Genomic DNA, 21,042 nt, shown 5'->3' with positions numbered 1-21,042 from the left:
ACGATGTCATTCCGCCACAAGCATATCCTCGGGACCAGGGACCTTTCCCGCGAAGACATTGAACTTATCCTTGATACGGCTGAGAGTTTCAAGGAGATCAACCAGCGTGACATCAAGAAGGTTCCAACCCTGCGTGGCAAAACCATCATCAATGCTTTCTTCGAAAACAGCACCCGGACCCGTCTTTCTTTTGAAATCGCCGGCAAGCGTCTTTCCGCCGATACGGTCAATATTTCGAGCTCGGGCTCATCAGTCAGTAAAGGGGAAACCCTTGAAGATACAGCCAGGAACATCGAGGCGATGGCGCCCGATATTATCGTGATGCGGCATAATCATTCCGGGGCGCCGCATTACCTTGCCGAACGGGTTGATTGTTCGATCGTTAATGCCGGTGATGGCACGCACGAGCACCCGAGTCAGGCGCTGCTCGACCTGATGACGATCAGGGAGTCAAAAGGGGCATTTGACGGGCTCAAGATTGCGATTATTGGTGATATCGCTCACAGTCGTGTTGCCCGGTCCAATCTGTTTGCCATGACCAAACTCGGCATGGAAGTCCGGTTGGCCGGTCCGGGAACGATGATTCCGGTCGGTTTCGAAAAACACGGGGCGATCATTTACGACAATATCGAAGATGCGATCACCGGGGTTGATGTGGTGATGATGCTCCGGATTCAGCTGGAACGTCAGGCCAACACCCTGTTGCCGACCCTGCGTGAATATTCCCGTTTTTACGGCCTCAATCCCGAAAAACTGAAACTGGCCAAGGATGATGCGATTGTTATGCATCCCGGCCCGATGAACCGGGGTGTTGAAATATCGACCTCTGTTGCCGACGGTCCGCAGAACGTCATTCTCGATCAGGTTGAAAACGGGGTCGCCGTTCGGATGGCACTTTTGTATCTGGTGAGCGGCGCCGAAAAAATGGATGTTGAATAAAATCGGATAATTTCAGGTAAATGGAGAGACTTATGAATATGCTGATTCAGAACGGACGGGTCATTGATCCCGCCAACAACATAGACGATACCCTTGATATCCTGGTCAAGGATGGCAAGATTGCCGAAGTTGGTAAATCACTGAAGGCAAAATCCGATGAAACGATAGATGCCGGGGGACTGCTGGTGACGCCGGGCCTGGTCGATATCCACGTCCATTTGCGTGATCCGGGTCTCGAGTACAAGGAAGATATCGTTTCCGGAACCGCATCGGCAGCAGCCGGCGGTTTTACTTCTATCGCCTGTATGCCGAACACCAAGCCGGTGATCGACAACAAGGCGGTCGTTACCTATATCCTTGATAAAGCTGCAAATCAGGGTTCGGCCAATGTCTTTCCGGTCGGAACGATTACCAAGGGCTCCAAGGGTGAGACTCTTTCGGAAATGGGGGAACTCAAGGCAGAAGGGTGTGTCGCATTTTCTGATGACGGCGGCCCGGTCAGCGATGGTGAAATCATGCGCCGGGCACTCGAGTATGCCAAGCCGTTCAACGCGGCGATTGTTTCTCACGCCGAAGATCTGAGTATCGTCGCGGGCGGTGTGATGAATGACGGCCCGGTGGCCGCAGAGCTCGGACTCAAGGGGATTCCATGGGTCGCTGAAGATGCCATGGTTGCCCGTGATGTCATGCTTGCCGAATTTACCGGTGGCCGCCTCCATATCGCCCATATCTCGACCCGGGGTGCGGTTGAAATCGTGCGTCAGGCCAAAAAGAGAGGGGTTCGCGTGACTACCGAGGCGACTCCGCACCATTTTTCGCTGACCGATGAAGCGGTCCGCGGATACAATACCAACGCCAAGATGAATCCGCCATTGCGCAGTTCCGATGACATGGATGCCGTTCGGGCCGGACTGGCGGACGGCACGATTGACGCAATTGCAACCGATCATGCGCCGCATCATATTGACGAGAAGAATGTTGAATTTGCCATCGCCATGAACGGTATTGTCGGTCTTGAAACAGCCCTGCCGTTAACCCTGCAGCTGGTGACCGATGGTGTTCTCGATCTCAGCGCCGCCATAGCCAAGCTGACCAATGGTCCCTGTGATGCTCTCGGTATTGCGCGCGGGACACTGTCGGTCGGTGCAACGGCGGATATCACGATTATTGATCCTGAACTCGAATGGACTGTTTCGGCCCAGGATCTGGTTTCAAAAAGCAAGAACACACCTTTTGATGAATGGATCATGAAGGGTGCTGCGGTCCGGACAATTCTGGCCGGAAAAACTGTTTACGCAAGAGACTAGTTAAAGGAGTATCACGTATATGCAAGCCTTACTGGCCCTGGCCGATGGCCGCGTTTTCAAAGGCCGCTCAATCGGCGCCACCGGCGAGATTTCCGGGGAAGTTGTGTTCAATACCAGCATGACCGGTTATCAGGAGATCCTGACCGATCCATCTTATTGTGGCGAAATAGTCACGATGACCTATACCAAGATCGGTAATTACGGTATCAATTCTGAAGACGTCGAATCCCGCCGACCGTTCCTCTCCGGTTTTATCGTCAAGGAAGCCTGTTCGACGCCGAGCAACTGGCGTTCGGAGATGACTCTTGATTCTTATCTCAAGGAGAATAATATCATCGGGATTGAAGGGATCGATACCCGGGCCCTGGTTCGCCATATCCGAACCAAAGGGGCCCAGGTCGGGGTTCTGTCGACGATTGATCTCGATCCGGAGAGCCTCGTTGCCAAAGCCGGTCTGGCACCGGGCCTGGTTGGTCGTGACCTGGTACGGGAGGTGACCTGTGAGGAGCCGTATCACTGGAGCGAGGGGACCTGGGATCTGGAGTCAGGGTACCGGGCGGCGCCGGCAAATCCGAAGTACAGGGTTGTTGCCTACGATTTCGGAATCAAGCGGAACATCCTGCGCAACCTGGTTGATCACGGCTGTGATGTCACTGTTGTCCCGGCCGATACTCCGGCCGACGAAGTTATGGCGATGAACCCGGATGGTGTCTTTTTAAGCAACGGTCCCGGCGATCCGGAACCGATTACTTATGCCCAGGAAAATATCCGTCAACTGCTTGGCAAAGTTCCGCTGTTCGGCATCTGCCTCGGCCATCAGTTGCTGGCAATCGCTCTCGGTGGCAAAACCTACAAGTTGAAATTCGGTCATCGTGGCGGTAATCAACCGGTCCGGAGAGGGGACGGCCACAATGTCGAGATTACTTCACAGAATCACGGCTTTGCCGTTGATTCAGATTCAATCAAAGGCCTGGCCGAGGTCGGCCATATAAATCTCAATGACTTTACCGTTGAGGGGATCTGTCACAATAACTTGCCGGCATTCTCGGTACAATATCACCCCGAAGCTTCTCCGGGCCCGCACGATGCCCGTTACCTGTTTGGTCGTTTTATTGATTTGATGGATAATTTCAAAAAAAACGTTTAACTGCATGAATTGGAAAACTGATGCCAAAGCGTACAGATCTTAAAACCATATTGATTATCGGAGCCGGACCGATTGTGATCGGCCAGGCTTGTGAATTTGATTACTCCGGGACCCAGGCCTGCAAGGCTCTCAAGGAAGAGGGGTACCGGGTCGTTCTGCTCAACTCGAATCCGGCGACAATCATGACCGATCCTGATTTTGCTGATCGGACCTACATCGAGCCGGTGACCCCGGAAACCCTGCGCCGGATTATTGAAAAAGAGCGCCCCGATGCGTTGTTGCCGACCCTTGGCGGACAAACCGCTCTCAATACGGCAGTGACGGTTGCCAGGGATGGAACCCTCGAAAAATTCGGCGTCGAAATGATCGGGGCCAAGCTCGAGGCGATTGAAAAGGCCGAAGATCGAACCCTGTTTAAACAGGCGATGGACAAGATCGGGGTCGAGGTTCCGCGCTCCGGGTTTGCACATAGCTACGACGAGGCGATGCAGGTTGTTGAACATGTTGGCTTCCCGGCAATCATCCGACCTTCATACACACTTGGCGGCACCGGTGGTGGCATCGCTTATAACCGCGAAGAGTATGAACGGATGGTTATGGCCGGTATCGAGGCATCTCCGACCGACGAGGTTCTGGTCGAGGAGTCGGTGATCGGCTGGAAAGAGTATGAACTCGAGGTTATGCGCGATCTGGCCGACAACGTCGTCATCATCTGCTCGATTGAAAACTTCGATTCGATGGGCGTTCACACCGGAGATTCAATCACTGTTGCTCCGGCCCAGACCCTGACCGACAAGGAGTACCAGCTGCTGCGCGATGCCTCGCTCAAGATTATCCGCGAGATCGGGGTTGAAACCGGCGGTTCGAATATCCAGTTCGGGATCAATCCGGTCGATGGCCGGATGGTTATCATCGAGATGAATCCCCGGGTGTCGCGCTCTTCGGCTCTGGCCTCGAAAGCGACCGGCTTCCCGATCGCCAAGATCGCGGCCAAGCTCTCGGTCGGCTATACCCTGGATGAAATACCGAACGATATTACCAAGGAGACCTTTGCCGCCTTCGAGCCGACCATCGATTATGTTGTGACCAAGGTGCCGCGGTTCACTTTTGAGAAGTTTCCGCAAGCTGATGCGACCCTGACGACCCAGATGAAGTCGGTTGGTGAAGCAATGGCGATCGGCCGGACCTTCAAGGAGTCTTTCCAGAAGTCGTTGCGGTCTCTTGAAATAGGCTCCAGTGGTTTCGAAAGTCGCATGTTTGCGGAACCGGGAGATTATCGCCGGAGCTTGAGCCAGGATGAGCTGTCCGACCTTGAAGCAAAACTCCGGGTTCCCAATTGGGAACGTCTCTGGTACCTGGCTGATGCCTTGCGTGCCGGTTTCACAGTTGACAGGATTTTCAAGCTGACCGGAATTGACCCCTGGTTCGTCGATAATATCAGCCAGATTGTCGAGATGGAGCGGGCACTGATCGATTCGGCCGACCAGTTTCACAAGAAGGGCTCCCTGCTCAAAGAATCCCTGCATGAGGCCAAGCAATTCGGTTTCTCCGATAAGCGCCTGGCTGTTCTGTGGAAGACAGATGAAGATTCAATCCGCGCCTATCGTCAGGAGGCCGGTATCCGTCCGGTTTATAAACGGGTCGATACCTGCGGTGCCGAATTCGAGGCCTTTACGCCCTACCTTTACTCGACTTATGAGGAGGAGTGTGAGGCCGAGCCGTCAGATAAGAAGAAAATCATGATTCTTGGCGGTGGCCCGAACCGGATAGGGCAAGGCATCGAGTTTGACTACTGCTGCGTACATGGAGTTTTTGCCCTGGCCGAAGATGGCTTTGAAACGATTATGGTCAACTGCAATCCGGAGACGGTCTCGACCGATTATGATACATCGGATCGTCTCTATTTCGAGCCACTAACCCTTGAAGATGTTCTCGAAATCGTCCATACCGAGAAACCGGATGGCGTGATCGTCCAGTTCGGCGGGCAGACCCCGCTCAAGCTCGCAGTTGCTCTGGAGCGGGAAGGGGTTCCGATTATTGGCACGACTCCGGATGCGATCGACCGCGCCGAGGACCGGGAACGATTCCAGGCCCTGTTGCATAAACTCGATCTGAAACAGCCGGATAACGGTATCGCCCGTTCGTTTGAAGAAGCTGAAAAAATCGCGGTGCAGATCGGTTATCCGGTTGTCGTTCGCCCTTCCTATGTCCTCGGCGGCCGGGCCATGGAGATCGTTTACGAGACCGAACAGCTAAGAAATTACATGAAGTATGCAGTTGATGCCTCACCGGAACATCCGATTCTGGTTGATAAGTTTCTCGAGGATGCCATTGAGATCGATGTTGATGCTCTCGCCGACGGAACCGATGTCGTTATCGGCGGCATTATGCAGCATATCGAAGAGGCCGGAATTCATTCCGGTGACTCGGCCTGTGCCCTGCCGCCATATTCGCTCGAAGAACCTCTTATTGATGAAATTCGTCGACAGACGATTGCCCTGGCGCTGGAGCTCGATGTCAGCGGCCTGATGAATATCCAGTTTGCGATCAAGGATGATGATGTTTACCTTATCGAGGTCAACCCGCGCGCCAGTCGAACCGCGCCCTTTGTCTCAAAAGCAACCGGCCGGCCTCTGGCCAAGATAGCTGCCAGGATTATGGCGTGCCGCTCCCTCAAGGACCAGGGGATCGAGGGTGAAATTGTGCCAAAGCATGTCTCGGTGAAGGAATCGGTCTTCCCGTTCGTCAAATTCCCGGGAGTCGATACGTTGCTCGGCCCGGAAATGAAATCAACCGGCGAAGTCATGGGCATCGACTATGATTTTGGTAAGGCATTTGCCAAGGCGCAACTCGGGGCAGGGGTCAACCTGCCGCTGCAGGGAACCGTGTTCGTCAGTGTCAAGGATTCGGACAAGAAGCATATCCTCGAACCTGTACAACGGATCGTTGCGGCCGGATTCAGGATCATGGCAACAGGAGGAACTGCTTCCTACCTCAATGAGCACGGGGTCGAAGTCGAAACAATCAACAAGGTCAAGGAGGGGCGGCCTCACTGTGTTGATGCGATCAAGAGTCAACAGATCGATATGGTCTTCAATACAACGTTCGGCGCCCAGTCGATTGTTGACTCGTTTTCAATACGTCGTGAAGCACTGATGGGTAATGTTGCCTACTTTACAACCGTCGCCGGCATCCGGGCCGCGGTTGACGGGATCCTGGCAATGAAGCGGGAAAGCCTTGACTCAACGCCGATTCAGGAGTATTATCCCTCGAAATAAGCACGACATACAGACTTGTTTACAGCCGGGCGGGGTTTACCCCGCCCGGTCATTTTATTGCAAAGGAACTAAACTCATGTCAAATCAGGTACCGATGACTCCCACAGGTTATCAGAGCCTTCAGCAGGAGCTGAAAAACCTTATTCGCGTCGAAAGGCCCAAGGTCGTGGCCGATATAGCCGAGGCCCGTGGTCACGGTGATCTTTCGGAAAATGCTGAGTATGATGCCGCCAAAGAACGTCAGGGGATGATTGAGGGGCGGATTCAGGAGATCAACGACAAGATTGCCCGGGCCCAGGTTATCGATCCGTCAGAACTCGATACGGAAAAAATAGTTTTTGGCGCCAAGGTAACTCTTTTTGATGTCGATACCGAAAACGAGGTAACATACCAGATAGTCGGAGAGGATGAGGCCAACATCAAGCTCGGAAAAATATCGGTGACATCCCCGGTCGGAAAGGCTCTGATCGGACATTTCGTTGATGATGAAGTTAAAATTCGGGTCCCTTCAGGTGTTAAAGTATACGAAGTGACCGATGTTATCTATGAGTGAAAAACATGACCAGTAAATCAATCAATCTTGAAACAACATTGGGGCAATTGCTCAAAAAGGATCAGCAGCTCGGGAAATTCCTGAAAGATCGATTCAATCTTGGATGCCTCGGTTGCGGTGGTGTCGAACACGAAACCATTGAAAAAGGGGCAATCGCGCATGGACTCGATCCGGAAGAGCTCCTCAGAGAAGTGAAAAACTTCCTGAAATAACGCGGAGGGCCTGGTCCTGGAAAATAATCGTGACAATTCAGCAGTTCTGCTGACCGGATTGAGTGGTGTCGGTCCTGCTGTCTTGCAGCGATTAAATAAAATGGGTCTTGAAACGGTAGAGGATCTTCTCTATCGTCTGCCGCATCGATACGAGGATCGCCGCGAAATCAGGAAGATCTCGCAACTCAGGGATGGAGTTCAGGAGGTTTTTGCCGGAGAAATTCTTGTTGCCGGAGAAACGGTAACAAAACGGTCCCGGCGCGGTATTTACGAGGTTGTTGTCGGTGATGGTTCCGGCCAAATCTCTTTAAAGTGGTTCCGTTACAAAAAACAATGGATGAAGCAACGCTTTACGGTCGGCCGTAAGGCGTTTTTTATTGGTGAGGTGAAACGTTATGGTGCTGTCCGCGAAGTGCATCATCCTGACGTTGAAATCTTACGTGAAAATGAGACCTTTGAATCCCACCTTTCAAGTAATTCATTAAATTATGGCCGGATCCTTCCGGTCTATCCATTGACCGAAGGTCTGCACCAGAAGACGGCAAGAAAGATATGGAAGGATGCTGTTGAACGCTTCGCGGGAACGATCAAAACCGATCTGCCGCAAGAACTGCTCAAAAAACGCAATCTCATTCCAATCGAGAAGGCGATTCATTCAGTTCATTGGCCGGCAAACGACACAGCCATTGATCAGCTCGAACGCGGACTAGATGCTGGGCTGCGCTCTCTTGTTTACGATGAATTTTTTTTTCTTGAACTCGGGATGGCCCTGAAAAGACGCGGTGTGATTATCGAGCCCGGAATTCCGTTTGAGGTCAATCACACCTACACCCGTCCTCTCGTCGAGATGCTGCCGTTTGCGATGACCGATGCCCAGCGACGTGTTCTCGGCGAAATAAAAAAGGATCTGATGCAACCGCACCCGATGAACAGGATGGTTCAGGGCGATGTCGGGTGTGGTAAGACCCTGGTTGCCCTGATGACCGCTCTCGTCGCGATCGAGAACGATTGCCAGGTTGCGGTTGTCGCTCCGACCGAGATCCTCGCTGAGCAGCATTACCTGAACTTTGTGCCATGGTTTGAGCAATTAGGGCTCAAGATTGCCCGGTTGACCGGATCGATGACAGCAAAAAACAAGAATGAGACGCTACAGGCAATAAAGGAAGGGCGTATCGATATGGTCGTTGGCACCCATGCCGTTTTGCAGGAAGGTGTCGAATTCAAGCGTCTCGGACTCGGAATTGTAGATGAACAGCATCGTTTCGGTGTAAAACAGCGGGCCGTTCTCAAAAAAAAGGGGATCAACCCGCATATCCTGGTGATGACGGCCACTCCGATTCCGAGAACACTGGCGATGACGGTATTTGGTGATCTTGCGCTTTCGGTTATTGATCAGATGCCGCCCGGCAGGACTCCGGTAAAAACTACGATGATTGGAGACAGTAACCGGGATCGGGCCTATCGAAAGATTCGCGAACAGGTTGATTCGGGATTCCAGGCTTATATCGTATACCCACTGGTCGAAGAGAGTGAAAAATCGGACCTGCTTGCTGCCTGTGAAGCTCATCGTCAGCTGCAGGAAGGGGTTTTCAGTGATCTAACGGTTGGCCTGCTGCATGGGCAAATGAAGTCTGATGAAAAAGAATCGGTGATGACTTCATTCAAGAACGGTCAACTGGATGTTCTGGTCACGACAACGGTCATCGAGGTCGGGGTTGATGTGCCCAGGGCAACGATCATGATGATTGAACATGCTGAGCGATTCGGATTGTCCCAACTGCACCAATTGCGCGGCCGGGTCGGACGTGGCGCCGGTATTTCCGAATGTATCTTGATGCGTAGCCTGCAATGTTCCGATGATGGCCTGCGGCGTCTGCAAACCATGTGTGAAACGAATGACGGTTTCAAGATTGCCGAAGTTGACCTTGAGATGCGCGGCCCGGGGGAATTCCTCGGCACCAGACAGTCTGGAGTTCCTGATTTCCGGATTGCCAATCTGTTGCGCGACAGCCGCATCCTTGAAGAAGCGCGAGAAGATGCTTTTGAGTATGCAAACCGTCCCGATTTTCTGACCTCAGAAAGGTACGAAGCGCTGCGTCATACCCTGAAGCAGCGCTGGGGGTCGCGTCTTGAGCTGGCGAATATCGGCTGACTCAGAAGAGGGCGCAGAGTGAAAAGAGGGGGAGGGAGGTTCCGTTTCGGTGATTAGCCTGTGCAGGTCTGTTCCGGCTGAATTCCCTGCCTCGCCTGTTTTGTCAATCCTGTCCAGCAAATTTCGATTCCCTGAAAGGCGTTTACTTGTTCACTATGATCGCATTTGATGACAAAGTGTCAGCTACGCCAATGGATTGCCGTTATTATCCATATACTGGGTGCGATCAATAATCCGGAACGGCTTTCGTATGGATTCGAAATGAACAATAGAACGAAAATTCTGCCAGGGTCGCTTCGCTACGAATGATGCAGCCGTTATTTTTGACATATCCTGTTCTCGGTATAAAATTTATAAATGATTGAAATTATAGGGTTTTGCGCAAATAATAGGCTGCGAAATTTGCCTTCTAAGCGGTTTTCTTGACCTGGGCAAGGGTTTGGTATAGGCCTTTTTGGTATCGTTTTCATCCGATAGGCGATATCGACATTTCACTGTCAAATTGCCCACTAAATTAATAGGCTATCCCCGCCAACTCATCTTCACCTTTCTGTGATGCTTTCTATAACTTATTAGTTTACATAATATATCTTATGCGACGTTATGTGTAGAGAGAGTACATAATCAGAAATCAATCCACAGGCAGTGACGGCCTCTGGCCGTTAGCGCGCAGTACCGGGAGCGGCAGGCGGCGAATACGGGCCGCATGCCCTGCTGCTCCCGGTACGCCCTGCGAGCGTCTGACTGTGGATTGATCAACGAAAGGAAAAACATGAACACACAAGTCGATCTTTCAAAAGACCAGGATCACCTCCTCGATGATCCGGAGTTCAGTACCAGGTACTCGAATGCCCTACACCGATCCTGCAAGATCAATCAGAGGATCTGTGACGAAGCGATCCCGGATCACAACCTGGAACTGATCGCGGATCTGTTCATCGAGGAGTTGAAACTTTACGGCTACACCGACCAGGAGATCGCGGATCTCGGTCAGCTGATTTTTGACCAGGTGCCGAAATCCTACTTCGGGTAACAGTAACACCCGAACTAAGTCCCATTTATGGGAATCACTACTTTTAAAGGATTTCAGTAACTTACGATATGGCGCTCTAATGATTTCAATAGTTTAGCGTGTCAGACAAACAGACTGGCGTTTTCGTAGTACAGAAACGCAATTTTCGGAGGTTTTTGTATGACAAAAAAACGGCAATTTGGACGGGGATCGTCCCTCTTCTACCCCGAGCGTGTCACCTTCCGGCTCACGTCCCAGGATGCGGATCGGTTACAGTCGATCGCTCGGCATGAATCGATTGCTGTCTCGGCCCTGGTCCGTCACCTGGTCGTCAGGTTTCTCGATGAGCGGCAGTTCACTCCTCGAGATCCGGGGCTCACGGTTCTGAGTCATGACGACTAAGCGATCCGCAGCTGGAGCTTCGCCCGGAGGCCGTGAACCGGATGCGGATCGGATCCTCCAAGACATCGATCGTCATTTCTCAGATCCGATTCGCTCGTTCGACCTCCTGGACCCTGACGCCTCGATCGATTACCAGGTGAAGCAGATCCGCGATGGCCGCGTTGATTTGGTGTTCTCGTTACCGCTCGGAATGACCAAGTCGTTCATGACCTTTTTGTCGACAATGCACGAGTTTATGCGGGTTGTAGAGCGTCAATCACGGATGAAATTGGCCGAGCATAAGGCGGTCGATCCAGTGGAGATCGAGCAGCGCCGGCTGGAGACCGAAGCTTTCAAGGGCAAGGTTCTCTCCCTCTTCGACCAGCTTTTCGAGCAGGGAATGGATCGCCATGAGGCGATTAAAGCAACGAATCAGGCCCTCAAACGGCAAAATCATCCCTGGGCCAACCACGAGGTCGTTTTGATGATCGTTCGTGCCTCTGGAAGGCTAAATTCGAAGAATCAGAAAGGAGGTTATTCACAAAAAATTTGACATTTGTGTCAGACATTCGGCACTTTTGTCTGACAAGCCCTGGTCAGCGATTTTGGGTAGGGAGAGCTATGTACCTGAAATCATTACTAAGTTACACAACTATGCGTTATGCGTCATTGTCGATTTATTTGATTTTCTTTCCTCCAACGACGGCACCACTTTTATATATTACTTTCCCGTTCCCTTTAACAATATCTACAATGCCGTGAATCGTTGTCGTTCCTGAATTTGCAAAAACAACAGGAGTTATGCCGGTAATTTTAACAGTTCCACCATTATTGGAGATACCACCTTTTGCAACTCCTGTGGAAAGTAAATTGCCACCTCTCTTAACAATAATTTCGCCATGGCTAATTCCAGAAAATTCAAGGTAGCCAGTAGAGGTTATTGTCGCGCCGTCAATAATTCCTGTTTCCCTGACATAAGATGTGATTTTAAGGGGAATTGAAAAAGCTGAAGCTGGTAGTATCAGTGAAAAGAAAAGTACAACGAGAATTGATCGCATTTGACACCCCTCCAAAAAGATTCAATAAGATCATCTTTATAACTTATCACTACAAAGCCTTTGCATCCTCTCAGCATGCTGAGTGTAGTCTCTGATCCAAAATGATCCAACAATCTGCATGATGACACCAAGTACTCCAAAAGCAATATATTGAATCATGATTCTTTCAGAGAACTCTTTTAATTGATTTTCGTCTTTAGCAAATATTGCGAGATTTAAAGCAACGTCAGCTTTGGATGAAAGATCATGGAAAAGATATTCATATCCAGAAAAGTGGAGATAATTGAAGAGACAATACAAGGAAAGGGTTAAACCTAGAACTATTAAGACAATACCCCACACTAATTTCAAGTGCATAAATTCCCTCATTATTAATACGCGTCGTTATTATATGCTGTCTAAAATTCGTTTCTTTTGGGAATCATATTCTTGTTGATCAATAAGCCCTTTTTCGCGCAAGTCTTTAAGTTTGGCTAACCGCTCTTCTAAAGTCCCTTCAGGTGCTTCGTTTAAAGGCTCATCCAGACTTGCTTTACTTCGGGCTTCTTTCAGGAATTGTCTACCGACAGCTGTAACTTTACCATCAACGAATATGACAGGAATTGCCTGGTTCTCAAGAATGGGTAAAAACGGAGGATGGCCACGAGTTAAATAGTGATATATTTCCGTATCCCCCTTATACTCTATTCTCCAAGGATTATTCAATGGACCGCTCCTTACTTTTGCCTGCAAGTCCATCATTATGGTTACTACCTCAGGGATTGTCATCCCTTCTTTAATCTGACGAATGTTTTGCGCGTTGAGGTTGAGCATTTTCTTATAAGAAACTTTCTCTACCTCATTTTCTGCCCAAACTGTTGAACAAACACAGATTGTCAAAAAAACTACTATCAATATATTTTTCATCATAAAACACCCCCTGCAAATATTAGAGTAATTCATAGTATTTTCAGTACATTACATCAAATAACAAAGGCGGTCAAATATCTGGCCGCCCTCTTCTTTACTCAAGTAAATTTTCGCTTGCATATATACGTATGCGTCAATGTCGAATTCAAGCTACTTAAAATCTCCATACCGACGTCTCAGATTACTGATGTGTTGAAGATCTGTTTCTTTGGTGACTGAATATCGGTTCATTTCCAATCTTCCCACGCAAAACTGGACACGATTTAAAGACATTACCTCAGTTGGGCGACTAGTAACGTAGTCTAAAAAGTCAGATAACGTAAATACCCCATCTGGAATACCTTTCTTGAATGATGCATCACCAGTGAAGACAACTGCCGGATTAATGTTTTCTGGTGGCAAGAAATCAAGTAGTTCCCTAACAACACAAAGATGTTTGTAGTTTTGGCGTAAAGGATTCTGAAACCTGAATTTCGTATTGTATAAGACCTGCGTCCATTGGCGAGCATTTTCACTCGCGAAAATCCATCCTTTGTAATTTTTTGTTTCGATTACAAATACACCATAACGAGATACTAGAATGTGATCTATTTGAGTAGAGCCGTCCTTCGTCGGAAGTGTGACATGGTTTAACAGGTGGTAGTCTGGAGGTGGGAACTTCTGCTTTATTTTACTCGATAATAAAGCTTCTCCTCGATTATGAAAGACATAGGCCTTAATTCGCCCGATTAAAAAACCAAAAACTAGTGCTGTGAATAAAAGAAGTATTAAGGTTGTCCCTTCAGCACTTAGACTGTCAATAAATTGCATTAAATCAACCACATGCCCCCTCTTCTTCCTGGGCCTTAAAATATTTCTGTATGGAGCGAAGTTGGTGCAAGGGTTTGTGATGAAGTGAAGTTGCTGGATTTAATGGATTAACACCGCCATGAATCATTTTCCGAAGTCGTCTGCAGCATCACAGTACTTGTGCATTGCCTCTTTGTATCTCTTGTAGTAGAAATCGAGATAGAGTTCCTTGTTGCGCGCACACTCCTCTTTAAATTTCTTCAAGGCCAGTTTCCGACACCCCTCTTTTTTATCTGGAGCATCTGCATAATTAAAGCAGACAGTTTCAAGGAGGATCTCTCCCGAACGTTCTTTCCAGAGCACTTCAAGTGGCTCTGGTGCGTCCGTCTCAACGGGTAACTGACTCGGATCGATCACCGGGGCGGCGACCGCTGCTGCACTCACTGCACATATCAAAACGACGAGTAAAGCTGCGCGAATATTATGGCAGGCAGAACCCGCATTTTTTATAACCGGCTTTTTCTGCCAATTCCAGAGACTCAAAAGGAATATCCTCACCATTTTCAATACATCCCTTCAGCTGGCATTCGGTTTTTTCCCGAGTAATATCATGAACAACTTTCGTAGTATAGTTACCACAGTAAATTTCATCTTTCAAATGACCACGCATCGTTCAGGCCCCCTCCCTCAATGTTGTTCAAAATCATCTTATTATACAGTGGAAATCTTACATTTTTCTTACATTATTTGATTATTTTCTAGGGTTGGTAGGATTCGAAGGCTGAACAGAACTTTTCTTTGTCGTCCTGGTAGATGTGTCTTTTTTTCTTCTTGGTGTTTCTGATTTTTATTTCATAAAAGTCGCACTCTTCGCGGAAATAGTCTTTTGCCTTACGTCGGCATTGCCGATATTTTCTTCGATCTTTCTCGTAATTGAAGCAGACCTTGTTGTTGAGAATCTTATTCTCCTGTTCATACCATTGGATATCCATTTCCGTGCCGTCTGTGAACCGGTATTCAGCGTTTACCGGGGTTGCCGGCAGCAGTATTGCGCTCAGCATAAGTATTGTAATCGATACAGTGCCTACCTTCCCAAACATTCCGCTTCCTCTCCTTTACTTCACTCTTTTAAAAGCCTGAAGTAGATATCCTGTCCACATACAAACCGGATGATCTGTATACCCATCCCCGCATCATTGACAGTCCATACGAGGTTGGGTGGAACCTCTTTTGACCAATGGACGTATCCCAGTATCCGGATAATCTCTCCATCATCAGTAGTAATCTCTATTTTCAGGTTTGTGCCAACCGGATATACTCTCGCTGTTTTCAGGAATATTCCGGACGCGGATATATCTTCAGTAAATCCGAGATTGCTGATATCCCTGGTCCCGAAGTTTACCGTCAGCTTGATATTGACGCGTTTATCCTGTCCGGTTCTTTTCTCAGTCATGGCTTTATATATTGAACCCCGCATGAAACCGGCAAACTCTTTGTTTATGTATGCTTTATATTATAATTCTGTTTCCTCTGAAGACAAGCGATAAAAAAACGGAAGTGATTGTAATCACTTCCGTTTTCTGGAATGGTCGGGATGACTGGATTCGAACCAGCGACCACTTGACCCCCAGTCAAGTGCGCTACCAGACTGCGCTACATCCCGATTAAAGTCGTCGGATTATGGTTTGTTTAGGAGGAAATGTCAAGCCGCAATAATCTATCCGCCATTCATGTTTTAGATATAAAAGGTAGTAAATACAGTGTATTAAGTCACTTGTTCCTATTGTCAATGATGCGTTGAGCCTTCCCTTCGTGACGGGTCAGCGACGACGGTTCGACAAGCTTGACCGTTGCCCCGACGCCGAGATTTGAAGCGAGCTTCCGTTCGAGGATGCTGACGAATTCCCTTTGTTTCTTCATCTCGTCAAAAAAGATCCGTTCATTGACCTCGATATGGATTTCCAGGGTGTCCATTGCCCCTTTTTTGTCGAGAATCAACTGATAGTTCGGCTCACACCCTTCTACCTGGAACAGAATCTCTTCAATTTGTGTCGGGAAAACATTGACCCCCTTGATGATCAGCATGTCATCGGAGCGCCCCATTGTTTTCATCATCCGGACATGGGTCCGGCCGCAGGCGCATGGCTCGTAATCGAGACGGGTTATATCGCGGGTCCGATAGCGGACCATCGGAAAAGCCTCTTTGTTGATGCAGGTCAGAACCAGTTCGCCGATAGAGCCTGACGGCATGACCTCCCCTGATTCCGGGTCGATGATTTCGGGGATAAAATGGTCTTCAAAGATGTGCATTCCGTTCCGGTTGAGACATTCTCCGGCGACACCGGGGCCCATGACCTCGGAGAGTCCGTAGTTGTCGGTTGCGACAATGCCGAGTCGGGCTTCAATCTCCTTGCGTAACTCTTCACTCCACGGTTCGGCGCCGAATAGCCCGACCTTGAGATGCAGGGAGTCGATATCATACCCCGATTTCTCCATCCGGTCGGCCAGGGTCAATGCGTACGAAGGGGTGCAGACGAGGGCTGTTGACCGATAATCCTGCATGATCATGATCTGTTTATCGGTATTGCCGCTCGACATCGGGATGACCGATGCACCGATCTTTTCGGCGCCATAATGGAGTCCGAATGCTCCGGTAAAAAGACCGTATCCAAAGGCAATGTGAACGATGTCATTTTCGTCAACCCCGGCCGCAGTCATGAACCGGGCCGTAAGTTCAGTCCAGCTTTCGAGGTCTTTTCGCGAATAACCGACAACGGTCGGTTTGCCGGTTGTGCCGGATGATGAATGGATGCGGACAACATCCTTCAGCGGTACTGCAAACATGCCATAAGGATAATTCAGGCGGAGATCTTCCTTGGTTGTAAAAGGCAGCCTCGATAAATCATCGAGGTGATGGATCTCTTCGGGATGAATCCCGTAGGTCTTGAATTTATCCTTATAACACGGGACTTTATCATAGACTCTTTTAATTGTTTTCTTGAGTCTTGATAATTGCAGAGTGCTTAATTCATCACGGTCGAGACACTCTTTTTCCGGAGCCCAGATTCTACTCAAAATAATTCCTGTTGTGTTGGCTGTGATCGATAACAGTGCTGAAGCGGACTACATCTGGTAGACACGTTCACCTTTAAGAACTGTGATTCCGTTATCAATCAGGACCTTGATGGCACTTTCAATATCATCGAAGCGAAAAATGATGACGGCATTTTCTCCACAACGTTCAACAAATGCATACATGTACTCGACATTAACGTTTCCGTTTTCGAGAACATTCAGGATACTGAAAAGCCCCTTGGGTTCATCGGGAACCTCAACCGCGACAACTTCGGTCTTGTTGACCGTAAACCCTTCGGCTTTCAGGGTCTCCTTGGCCTTGTCGTTCTGGTCAACGATCAGGCGCAGGATACCGAAATCGGAGGTGTCGGCCAGAGAGAGCGCCCGGATATTCACCCCGGCGTCGCCGAGAACCCGCGTTACTTCTGCCAGGCGTCCTGATTTGTTCTCAATAAATATGGAAATCTGTTCTACCTTCATAGCAACCCCCTGTCTCGATTATGCGTCCTGACGCTTGTCGATCACGCGCTGCGCTTTACCCTCGCTCCGGGCAATGGTTTTCGGTTCGACCAGCCTGACTTCACAGGTCACGCCGAGTAATTCCTTGATCTGGTACCTGATTTCCTTGTTTAAACCCTGTAAAACCTTGACTTCATCCGAGAAAATCGATTCATTTACCTCGACCTGGACTTCCAGCGTATCGAGGTTGTCGTCCCGGTCAACTACCAGCAGATAATGCGGCTCAACCCCCTCGATATTCATCAGAATGCTTTCAATCTGTGAAGGGAAGACGTTGACCCCGCGAATTATCAGCATGTCGTCGGAACGACCGCTCATTCTTTCAAGCCGGATGTGAGTCCGGCCGCATACGCAGGGTTCGGGAATGATTCGCGTAATATCCCGGGTCCGGTAGCGGATCATCGGAATCCCTTCCTTGGTGATGGTCGTTATCACCAGCTCGCCCTTCTCTCCGTACGGCAGGATTTCCCCCGTCTCCGGATTGATAATCTCGGGGATGAAATGATCTTCCCAGATGTGCAGGCCGCTTTGCGCTTCGATACATTCGATTCCGACACCTGGCCCCATGATTTCGGAGAGACCATAGATGTCGATCGCCTTGATCCCGAGTTTCTCTTCTATCTCGTCCCGCATCTGCTCACTCCATGGCTCGGCGCCATGGATACCGACCCTGAGCGGCAGGTCGCGGATATCGACCCCCTCTTCGGCTGCCGCTTCCGCCAGGTAGAGACAATAGGATGGTGTACAGGTCAGGACCGTCGAACCGAAGTCCTGCATGATCATGATCTGGCGTTTGGTGTTGCCGCCAGACATCGGTATGACCGATGCGCCGAGCATTTCGGCGCCGTAGTGAGCTCCGAGGCCACCCGTAAAAAGGCCGTATCCGTAGGCATTGTGAATGACATCACCGGCATGGGCACCGGCGGCAGCGAACGATCGGGCCATCATTTCCGACCAGTTGTCGATGTCCTTGCGGGTATAGCCGACGACGGTCGGTTTGCCGGTTGTTCCGGAAGAGGCATGAATACGGACGATCTGGTCGAGAGGTGCGGCAAACAGGCCATACGGATAGTTGTCCCGCATATCCTGTTTGAGCGTAAACGGAACCCGCTGCAGATCCTCCAGGGATTTAACATCGGCCGGCTTCAGGTTCGCCTTGTTGAATGAATCGCGATAAAATGGGACCGATTCGTAAACCCGCTGCAGGGTTTGTTGCAGACGTTTTAATTGCAGTGATTGCAACGCTTCCCGCGGCAGTGTTTCAAATTCATCATTCCAGATCATAGATTTCTCCCGTTAAAGAGATGGTGTCACGCCAGACGACCGAGTTCGAAAGCCTTAAGGTTTTCCTGAAGGAACTTCTCCGGAACCAGTTTCTCCAGCGCCTTGAGCCACAACTCCTCGGAAATATCCATACGCTTCGAGAGCGCACCGAGCAGGACCGTGTTGACTGTACGGTAATTCCCGGCCTGTTTGGCCTTGTCCATGCCGTCAACCAGCAAAACATCATCAACCTGTTCTTTCAGTTTGGCCGTGATATCATCCGGATAGCTTTCTGTACCACTGGCAACCGGCCCCGGGGCTATTTTGAGATCGTTGGCTACGATTGCCCCACCCTTACGCAGCATCGGTAAATGACGGTAGGTCTCCAGGATCTCGAAACCGAACAGGATATCGGCGGTTCCAGCCGGAATCAGCGGTGAAAACACCTTCTCCCCCCAGCGTACATGCGACGTCACGCTTCCGCCGCGTTGGGACATGCCATGAATTTCACTTTTTTTCACATCGAACCCGGCCAGCATCAGCACTTCTGCCAGGACTTCACTGGCCAGCAGAGTTCCCTGACCACCGACACCAGCCAGCAGTATACTCTTCACATTATTTGCCATCGACTTCTCCGAACGCATCGAATTTACATACCTGTTCACACACTTTGCAGCCAGTGCATAGCAATGCATCGACCACGGCCTGCCCCTTGCCTTTTTCTCCAGCCCCTTCTCGCCATGAGATGGCCGGGCAGCAAATCTTCTGGCAGGCACGACAGCCGACACATTTATCTTCGAGAACGAGCAGAGGTGTTGTCCGCTCTGCGTTGCCGTGTCTTTCAAGCATGCAGACGCGGCGGGCGATAACGACCGACGGTTCGGGAATTGCCATCATCTCCTGCATTGTTTTGCGGGTCAGATCGAGGTCATTCGGATCAATCGTCCTGATATGCTTGACGCCGAGCGCCTTGCACAGGTTTTCCAGGTCGACGGTCGGGGCTTCGGTGCCTTGCAATGTATGCCCGGTTGCCGGATTGTCCTGCCGGCCGGTCATCCCGGTCGCTGCATTATCAAGGATAACGACCGTTGCTGTCGAATTGTTATAAACCAGGTCCATAAGGCTGTTAATGCCCGTATGAAGAAAAGTCGAATCGCCCATGACGCCGACGACCTTCTGCCGCTCGTTCTCAGGAAGAACCTTGGCGATACCCGTTGCATTACTGATCCCGGCGCCCATGCAGACACAGCTGTCCATGGCACTCAGTGGAGGCAGGGCTGCGAGCGTGTAGCATCCGATATCACCGGTCACGAAAGCGCCGAGTTGTTTGAGAATATGAAAGATACCGCGATGGCCGCAGCCCGGACACAACATTGGCGGGCGCCCCGGCAGTTCTTCACTGACTTTATAGGCCGTGTCAACCGGCTTACCCTTGACCGCACTCTCGATCCTTTCCGGAGTAAATTCGCCGCAGATCGGCAGCAGGTCTTTACCGCTGACCTCGATCCCCATGTTGCGTACGGCTTCTTCGATAAAGGGGTCGAGTTCTTCGACGACAACCAGCTTGTCGACTGTCGCGGCGAACTCCTTGATCATCTGTTTCGGCAACGGATAAACCATTCCCAGCTTCAATATCGATGCGGTCGGGAAGACTTCTCTGGCATATTGATACGCAACGCCGGTTGTGATAATGCCAAGACTGCTGTCGCCCTCTTCAATCCTGTTGAAAGGCTGTTGGCAGGCCCATTTTTCCATATCGAGGATTCGTTGCTCGACGATCGGATGCCGGTTGCGCGCATTCGATGGCAACATAACCATTTTGCCCGGGTTGCGTTCCAGTGACGGTTCCGGAAGTCCGGCGACCGGGGGCTCCAGGTTGACAACCGATTTTCCGTGTGACAATCGTGTTGTCGAACGAATCAGCACTGGAGTGTCGAACTGTTCACTGATTTCATAACCGAGCCGAACGTAAAGACGGGCCTCTTCGCTGTCCGCCGGTTCGAACATCGGAACCTTGGCAAATTTGGCATAGTTCCGGCTATCCTGTTCATCCTGGCTGGAGTGCATCTCCGGATCGTCGGCAACGATCAGGACAAGGCCACCCCGGACACCGATATAAGAGAGAGTGAAAAGCGGATCAGCAGCGACATTGAGGCCGACATGTTTCATGGTGGCCATGGCTCTGGCGCCGCCGAAGGAAGCGCCGATTGCGACTTCGAGGGCAACCTTCTCATTCGGCGCCCAGGAGGCGTCAATTTCCGGATACTGGATGATATTTTCAAGGATTTCCGTACTCGGGGTGCCCGGATACGCAGAAGCGACACGGACTCCGGCCTCGTGGGCTCCGCGCGCAAACGCTTCATTCCCTGAGAGGATTGTTTTGTTCATAATCTACCTTCTTGATATATTTGAATAGATTTCGATACCCGAACAGATATTGAGCGGCTT

General features: G+C 50.2%; 22 protein-coding genes and 1 tRNA gene. 10 read left to right on the top strand and 13 right to left on the bottom strand.

Annotation, left to right across the window (positions count from 1 at the left end; genetic code table 11):
• Window positions 1–3: 3 nt before the first annotated feature.
• From C0623_02270 to C0623_02225, 10 genes are all read left to right on the top strand, one after another.
• Window positions 4–939 (top strand): aspartate carbamoyltransferase, encoded by a 936-nt coding sequence (locus tag C0623_02270; GenBank protein ID PLY03186.1) that lies wholly within the window; start codon window positions 4–6, stop codon window positions 937–939.
• Window positions 940–971: 32 nt separating this feature from the next.
• Window positions 972–2,246 (top strand): dihydroorotase, encoded by a 1,275-nt coding sequence (locus tag C0623_02265; GenBank protein ID PLY03185.1) that lies wholly within the window; start codon window positions 972–974, stop codon window positions 2,244–2,246.
• Window positions 2,247–2,265: 19 nt separating this feature from the next.
• Window positions 2,266–3,393 carry a carbamoyl phosphate synthase small subunit gene (locus C0623_02260; protein PLY03184.1) on the top strand — a complete coding sequence of 376 codons (1,128 nt, stop codon included), beginning with the start codon at window positions 2,266–2,268 and terminating at the stop codon, window positions 3,391–3,393.
• Window positions 3,394–3,413: 20 nt separating this feature from the next.
• On the top strand, window positions 3,414–6,671 hold the full coding sequence (carB, locus tag C0623_02255) for a carbamoyl phosphate synthase large subunit (protein PLY03183.1): 3,258 nt from the start codon (window positions 3,414–3,416) through the stop codon (window positions 6,669–6,671).
• A 76-nt stretch (window positions 6,672–6,747) separates the two neighbouring features.
• A complete protein-coding gene (locus C0623_02250) occupies window positions 6,748–7,224 on the top strand; it encodes a transcription elongation factor GreA (GenBank protein PLY03182.1) in 477 nt (158 codons plus the stop codon).
• A complete protein-coding gene (locus C0623_02245) occupies window positions 7,221–7,436 on the top strand; it encodes a disulfide oxidoreductase (GenBank protein PLY03181.1) in 216 nt (71 codons plus the stop codon). Before C0623_02250 ends, C0623_02245 begins: the two co-directional genes overlap by 4 nt.
• Window positions 7,437–7,446: 10 nt before the next feature.
• Window positions 7,447–9,588 carry a DNA helicase RecG gene (locus C0623_02240; protein ID PLY03180.1) on the top strand — a complete coding sequence of 714 codons (2,142 nt, stop codon included), beginning with the start codon at window positions 7,447–7,449 and terminating at the stop codon, window positions 9,586–9,588.
• A gap of 772 nt (window positions 9,589–10,360) precedes the next feature.
• Window positions 10,361–10,621: a hypothetical protein gene (locus C0623_02235; GenBank protein ID PLY03179.1), complete on the top strand. Its 261-nt coding sequence runs from the start codon at window positions 10,361–10,363 to the stop codon at window positions 10,619–10,621.
• 159 nt (window positions 10,622–10,780) lie between these two features.
• On the top strand, window positions 10,781–11,002 hold the full coding sequence (locus C0623_02230) for a hypothetical protein (GenBank protein ID PLY03178.1): 222 nt from the start codon (window positions 10,781–10,783) through the stop codon (window positions 11,000–11,002).
• Window positions 10,992–11,534, top strand: a complete 543-nt coding sequence (locus tag C0623_02225) for a hypothetical protein (GenBank protein ID PLY03177.1) — start codon at window positions 10,992–10,994, stop codon at window positions 11,532–11,534. The genes C0623_02230 and C0623_02225 overlap by 11 nt, the downstream gene beginning before the upstream one ends.
• A 124-nt stretch (window positions 11,535–11,658) precedes the next feature.
• Here the strand turns inward: C0623_02225 and C0623_02220 are convergent, their stop codons facing one another.
• The 13 genes from C0623_02220 to iorA all read right to left on the bottom strand — a co-directional run bounded on the left by C0623_02220 (window position 11,659) and on the right by iorA (window position 20,982).
• A complete protein-coding gene (locus tag C0623_02220; GenBank protein PLY03176.1) occupies window positions 11,659–12,039 on the bottom strand; it encodes a hypothetical protein in 381 nt (126 codons plus the stop codon).
• 36 nt (window positions 12,040–12,075) lie between these two features.
• Window positions 12,076–12,396 carry a hypothetical protein gene (locus C0623_02215; GenBank protein ID PLY03175.1) on the bottom strand — a complete coding sequence of 107 codons (321 nt, stop codon included), beginning with the start codon at window positions 12,394–12,396 and terminating at the stop codon, window positions 12,076–12,078.
• Window positions 12,397–12,426: 30 nt separating this feature from the next.
• Entirely contained in the window at window positions 12,427–12,981 is a 555-nt protein-coding gene (locus tag C0623_02210; GenBank protein PLY03174.1) for a hypothetical protein, read from the bottom strand.
• Window positions 12,982–13,098: 117 nt separating this feature from the next.
• Window positions 13,099–13,758: a hypothetical protein gene (locus C0623_02205; protein ID PLY03173.1), complete on the bottom strand. Its 660-nt coding sequence runs from the start codon at window positions 13,756–13,758 to the stop codon at window positions 13,099–13,101.
• Window positions 13,759–13,881: 123 nt separating this feature from the next.
• The gene (locus C0623_02200; protein PLY03172.1) at window positions 13,882–14,298 is read right to left on the bottom strand and encodes a hypothetical protein; all 417 of its coding nucleotides are present in this window, start codon (window positions 14,296–14,298) and stop codon (window positions 13,882–13,884) included.
• A 197-nt stretch (window positions 14,299–14,495) separates the two neighbouring features.
• Window positions 14,496–14,837, bottom strand: a complete 342-nt coding sequence (locus tag C0623_02195) for a hypothetical protein (GenBank protein PLY03171.1) — start codon at window positions 14,835–14,837, stop codon at window positions 14,496–14,498.
• A 20-nt stretch (window positions 14,838–14,857) separates the two neighbouring features.
• On the bottom strand, window positions 14,858–15,214 hold the full coding sequence (locus C0623_02190) for a pilus assembly protein PilZ (GenBank protein ID PLY03170.1): 357 nt from the start codon (window positions 15,212–15,214) through the stop codon (window positions 14,858–14,860).
• Between the two features lie 109 nt (window positions 15,215–15,323).
• Window positions 15,324–15,400, bottom strand: a tRNA-Pro gene (locus C0623_02185).
• A 107-nt stretch (window positions 15,401–15,507) separates the two neighbouring features.
• A complete protein-coding gene (locus C0623_02180) occupies window positions 15,508–16,818 on the bottom strand; it encodes a phenylacetate--CoA ligase (protein ID PLY03169.1) in 1,311 nt (436 codons plus the stop codon).
• A gap of 42 nt (window positions 16,819–16,860) precedes the next feature.
• Window positions 16,861–17,292 carry an amino acid-binding protein gene (locus tag C0623_02175; protein ID PLY03168.1) on the bottom strand — a complete coding sequence of 144 codons (432 nt, stop codon included), beginning with the start codon at window positions 17,290–17,292 and terminating at the stop codon, window positions 16,861–16,863.
• 18 nt (window positions 17,293–17,310) lie between these two features.
• The gene (locus C0623_02170; protein PLY03167.1) at window positions 17,311–18,615 is read right to left on the bottom strand and encodes a phenylacetate--CoA ligase; all 1,305 of its coding nucleotides are present in this window, start codon (window positions 18,613–18,615) and stop codon (window positions 17,311–17,313) included.
• Between the two features lie 26 nt (window positions 18,616–18,641).
• Window positions 18,642–19,220, bottom strand: a complete 579-nt coding sequence (locus tag C0623_02165; GenBank protein PLY03166.1) for an indolepyruvate oxidoreductase subunit beta — start codon at window positions 19,218–19,220, stop codon at window positions 18,642–18,644.
• On the bottom strand, window positions 19,210–20,982 hold the full coding sequence (gene iorA / locus C0623_02160; GenBank protein PLY03165.1) for an indolepyruvate ferredoxin oxidoreductase subunit alpha: 1,773 nt from the start codon (window positions 20,980–20,982) through the stop codon (window positions 19,210–19,212). Before iorA ends, C0623_02165 begins: the two co-directional genes overlap by 11 nt.
• Window positions 20,983–21,042: the final 60 nt, after the last annotated feature.

It is taken from the genome of Desulfuromonas sp., assembly GCA_002869615.1.
Classification (GTDB): Bacteria; Desulfobacterota; Desulfuromonadia; order Desulfuromonadales; family UBA2294; genus BM707.
Note: the sequence above shows the minus strand (reverse complement) of the source record. Positions and strands in the feature narration are given on the sequence as shown.